Annotated in this window: 4 protein-coding genes and 1 rRNA gene; all 5 read right to left on the bottom strand. The window is 45.6% G+C overall.

Annotated elements, in window-relative coordinates; genetic code table 11:
* Positions 1-61 precede the first annotated feature (61 nt).
* Positions 62-1087, bottom strand: coding sequence for a 5'-nucleotidase (locus NK638_RS11870; RefSeq protein ID WP_274633169.1), 1026 nt, complete (start codon positions 1085-1087; stop codon positions 62-64).
* Positions 1088-1291: 204 nt separating this feature from the next.
* Positions 1292-2581, bottom strand: a complete 1290-nt coding sequence (locus tag NK638_RS11865) for a TRAP transporter large permease (protein ID WP_274633168.1) — start codon at positions 2579-2581, stop codon at positions 1292-1294.
* Positions 2578-3105: a TRAP transporter small permease gene (locus NK638_RS11860; RefSeq protein ID WP_274633167.1), complete on the bottom strand. Its 528-nt coding sequence runs from the start codon at positions 3103-3105 to the stop codon at positions 2578-2580. Before NK638_RS11860 ends, NK638_RS11865 begins: the two co-directional genes overlap by 4 nt.
* Before the next feature lie 17 nt (positions 3106-3122).
* Complete coding sequence (locus tag NK638_RS11855) at positions 3123-4181, bottom strand: TRAP transporter substrate-binding protein (protein ID WP_274633166.1); 1059 nt, start codon at positions 4179-4181, stop codon at positions 3123-3125.
* Positions 4182-4624: 443 nt separating this feature from the next.
* Positions 4625-4739 (bottom strand): 5S ribosomal RNA (gene rrf / locus NK638_RS11850).
* Positions 4740-4886 lie beyond the last annotated feature (147 nt).

Here is a 4886-nt window from a genome sequence, read left to right as displayed (position 1 = left end):
TATACCAGTAGCGCGTTTAAATCCATAACAGTTTTACATTCAGCTAACTATACATTGTCTGTCAACGTGGAACTGGTATAAATAGCAGACTGTTTTCTTTATCAGCGGCCAAATAGCTATCACCATGCAGCAATGAGGCTGAATGATAAGGCACCAAAGCCGTTGGGATAAAACGGCGCGCCGCATCGATATGCTGGATTGAATCATCAAAAAAGATATGCGGCGCAAAGGTTCTGAGCACCGCTGTCTTTTCTAGTCCACCCAAAAAAAACGCCATATCGACATTGACGCCCCACTCTCGCAATGTTTTGATGGCCCGCAGATCGGCAGGGGCATTGCGAGCGGTTACCAGAGCGATTTTTATCGGAGAGTAGCTAAGCCCTGCTGGCAGACGCTCTTGCAAGTTTGAGAGCTTAATCAAGAGCTCGGCATACGGCCCCTTCTCTATCGGCAAATCCCGCATTTTGGCTTCACGGTCATGAAAGGCGCGTAACCCTTTTTGCTTATAAAGCAGCTCACCTGAGTCATCAAAGAGCACCGCATCACCATCAAAAGCGATACGCAGCTGCTGAGTATCCAGCTCATAAGTATTGACAGGCGTCGCATCCAAGATGGCACACGCACAAATATTGGCATCCGCAACTTGCTGCGCGTCCTCGCGATTGGTGGTCAAAAACAAGTCCACATTAAAATCATCGATATAAGGCGCCACCGGGCTACCTGAGATAAAAGCCGATCGAGAAATATTGAGGCTATGCTCACGAATGGCATTGAGAACCTGAATACCAGTATCAGGGCTGCTTTTTGAGACGATAACCACCTCAACCAGCGGCGCTTCTAGCTCAGTTTCTTGACTGTCAGCCTGACAGTATCTGTTCAGGTTTAGCAGCGCTTTTATCAGGGGATAGCCTGCACCAATGCTCAAAGGATCGTTTTCGCGCTCCGTCATATAATCGCGAAACACTTTAATGGCCGTATCAGGATGCTGCGCTAATAACTGCGACAAATAGCTCTCAGACTCCGTTAAATCAAACAGTGCTGTTGCAGAGATCGCTACAATCAACGTATTACTAAAATCAACTGCCATAATAAAAGGCTCTCACTTGTCAGGCTACATGGTAGGGTTTATTGTAACAAGGCGCTATCAGAAGATATATGGCGCTTTTATGACTGGCACTGGCATCGATAGTGAGCGTGATCGTTCAATTATTACAACAAAAAAGCCATATTGCTTTATAAACAATATGGCCATTTAAACACAGTTACCGTTTAGACTACTATCTGAGAAAGGTTATGCTAGCAGTACTAGAGAAATCGCAGGGAACGCCACCAAAATCACCAAGCGAATCACATCGGAAACAATAAACGGCGCCACCCCTCGAAACATATCGGACAGCTTAATATGCGGTGCCATCGCCTTAATCACAAAGATGTTCATACCCATCGGCGGCGTAATCAGTCCAAGCTCTACCGTCAGTACCGCGATGATACCAAACCATACCGGATCAAACCCTAAGGCTATAATGATCGGATACACCACCGGAATGGTGATGACCAGCATCGCCAAGGCATCCATAAATAGCCCTAATAAGAAGTACATGATCAAAATACAAATCAGCACCACCATCGGACTCACCGCCAAGGTACCAATCCAGCTCGCTAAGGTATATGACAATCTAGAGACTGAGATAAAGTAGCCCAGTGCCTCTGCACCTAGTAGCATGAAAAACACCACTGCAGATAATGCTAAGGTTTCAATCAACGACTGCTTCAGTCCCTTCATACGCATACCTTTGGCAAACGCATAAGCCCAAGAAATGAACGCCCCGACAGCAGCGCCTTCCGTTGGGGTAAACAACCCAAAGAAAATACCAGCGATAATAACGATGAAGATAAAGCTAAAGGGAATGAGTCCTGTCAACGCTACAAGCTTGGCTTTCCATGAGGTAGATTCACCGCGCTGCGCCAAGTGCGGTTTCCAGCGTACCATGATCATGACAGTGATCGAATACATGACCATGCCTAGCATACCGGGCAAAAATCCTGCAATAAACATGTCACCGACCGACTGCTGGGTCAAAATGGCATAAACCAGTAAGGCAATACTGGGCGGAATCATAATCCCAAGTGTACCACCAGCCGCTAAAATGCCGCAGGCAAAGCCTGGCTGATAGCCATACTTTTCCATTTGCGGTAAGGCCACTTTGGTCATGGTAGAGGCGGTCGCTAACGATGATCCCGAGATTGAGGCAAAGATACCCGATGAACCGATACCTGCGATTCCCAAACTGCCCCTAACACCGCCAAAGATGGTGCGGGTTGCTTCAAACAATTTGCCTGCCATACCAGAATGAGTAGCAAAAACGCCCATCAAGATAAATAACGGAATGGCACTAAAGTCATATTTGGCTAAGACATCTACGGGGAGGTCTTTGAGCATTTGTACAGCGCCACTCGGTGCCGTCACAGCGCCAAAGCCGACCAGACCAACACCAAGCATAGCAAGGGCAACAGGTACTCGTAAGACGACGAGTAGGATCATGACAACTAAGCCAATGGCTCCAACGATTTCTGGACTCATGCGCCTGTCTCCTCAGCGTCAAAAAACTCGCCTGTCTTAAAGATATTGATGGACTCGATCAAGGAGCGAATGGCCAGCAAAGCACTTAAAAAGGCGCTGACAAGATAAATTGGCATCATTGAAACCCGCAAATCTTGGGTGACTTTGCCAAACTCGATAGCATCAACGGCGCTCTCAAACAGCCCCCAAGCAAAGACGGTACCGATGATAAAGAACCCCAGCATAAAGACGCCCATCATATAGCCTTTGATAGACTTGGGCATCTTTTGGGTGAAAACATCAACAATGATTTGTGAGCGTTCGACAAAAGCGGCAAAGGCAGCTAATAGCGCAAACAGCATAAAATAAGAAACAATCTCGACGCTGCCTTTGACAGTGAAACCAAACTCACCGCCGGTGAGCTTGAAGATATAACGGGCGGTAACATCTAGCATGGTGGTCAAAACGATGATGATCAGACTGATACCACCGATGAGCTGACATAGCCGTGAGATGAAGGTACTGATTTTGACCAAGTAGGCCATGCGGCGACTCCTTTAGGTTAGACCTTGCAGGCGGCGCTGGCGGCTTTGGCTTTTTCGTAGACACTATCTGCATCTAGGCCCAAAGCATTTACATCTTTAAGATATTTCTTTGTGCCTTCTAATAACGGGCCTCGCCAATCTGGATCATTTAATGGATCTGGAATCTCCACAATCTCATCACCTTTAGCTTGAGCCGCCTTTATTGCCATATCGTCATGTTTATCAAATACTTCACCTACCTTTTTGGCAAGCGCCATGCCTGAGTTGTTATCAAGAACTTGTTTTAAATCATCAGGCAGGGCGTCGTATTTGTCCTTATTCATCGTGACCATCAGGGCAGAGCTATAAAAAGGAATATTGGTATGATACTTGGTGATTTCGTCTATTTTAAAAGCTGTCACAGCTTCCCACGGAAAGCTCAAACCATCGACGACACCGCGCTGTAAAGAAGTATACATATCATTAGCAGGCAGACCCACAGGCGAGGCTCCAGCACTTTCTATGATATCACCAGCGACCGCAGAAGGACGACGAATACGCATGCCCTTCATATCTGCTGGCGTGCGTATTAGCTTATCGGTCGTGTGCAAAGAGCCAGGTCCAGCACCATACATAAAGAGGAGATGTGAGTCTTCATACTCACCGGCCAAGGTGCCGTCATCATAGAGGGTTTGTAGCATACAGCCCATCTGTGTGGCAGAATTAGACAAACCTGGAAGCTCAGTGATCTGCGTTAATGGAAAACGTCCGCTGGTATAACCATGCGCTTGTGAGCCAATATCTATGGTGCCTTTAGCAGCGGACTCATAGGTCACGTCAGCTTTTGCAAGACCTGCTGAAGGGTATAGCTCAACTTTTAATCGGCCATTAGAATCAGTTTCGATTTGCTTGGCCCATGGCTCAAAAACTTCTGTACTGATTGAGGAGGTTGCAGGCCAAAAATGAGAAAAACGTAGAACAGTGGTTTCTTGAGAATTTGCTGATACACCGTCGGCACTATCCGCAGATTGATTTGAACAACCAAAAAGACTCGCGGCAGCTAATGCACCAATCGAAAAAAGGGGAGCTAACTTCATTATCAATTCCTTTTGATAACTGTAAGAATAAAGGTCAAAGACAGACTTAGTATTTATCTCGTCAAATCACTTATGACGTTACAAGCCTAAAACATCCTTTTATAGACCTGTAATAAATATTACTATTTAAAATTAGCAGTTATAATGATATAAGTCAAATCATTTTGAATGCATAAACTTGTTATTAAGCCAAAAGCCGCTTACTAGAACCAAAGCTAATAACAGCCCACCCACAAAAAAAAGCCCCCAACACTAAGTTGGGGGCTTTTTAGGAATAGGGAGCTGACGATGACCTGAGAACCGTTAAAAAATTGCATGCCAATTTTAGGTTCGCAAGAGCTATTCCTTTAAATAGGAATAGCTGCGTAGGTCACATGGTAATGACTAAATTAAAGATAAAAAAAAGAGCCACCCGGTTAAGGATGACTCTTCTTAGAATAGGGAGCTGACGATGACCTACTCTCACATGGCCGGAGCCACACTACCATTGGCGCAACGATGTTTCACTTCTGAGTTCGGGAAGGGATCAGGTGGTGCCATCGTGCTATTGTCGTCAGCAAAGGGGGTTAGATATGAGTCTGTTGTTTTGTATGACTTATCACACTACTTGACTGAATCAAGAGTAATAGGTGATATCGATATAATGCTTGATACAAACCACTTGGGTGTTGTATGGTCAAGCCAAACGAGCAATTAGTACAGGTT

Source organism: Psychrobacter sp. A3, assembly GCF_028823565.1.
Classification (GTDB): Bacteria; Pseudomonadota; Gammaproteobacteria; order Pseudomonadales; family Moraxellaceae; genus Psychrobacter; species Psychrobacter celer.
Note: the sequence above shows the minus strand (reverse complement) of the source record. Positions and strands in the feature narration are given on the sequence as shown.

What these genes read in the sequence shown, in the direction of transcription:
- NK638_RS11860 (WP_274633167.1), bottom strand. Translation starts at nt 3,105, where the DNA reads ATGGCCTACTTGGTCAAAATCAGTACCTTCATCTCACGGCTATGTCAG.
- NK638_RS11855 (WP_274633166.1), bottom strand. Translation starts at nt 4,181, where the DNA reads ATGAAGTTAGCTCCCCTTTTTTCGATTGGTGCATTAGCTGCCGCGAGT.
- NK638_RS11865 (WP_274633168.1), bottom strand. Translation starts at nt 2,581, where the DNA reads ATGAGTCCAGAAATCGTTGGAGCCATTGGCTTAGTTGTCATGATCCTA.
- NK638_RS11870 (WP_274633169.1), bottom strand. Translation starts at nt 1,087, where the DNA reads ATGGCAGTTGATTTTAGTAATACGTTGATTGTAGCGATCTCTGCAACA.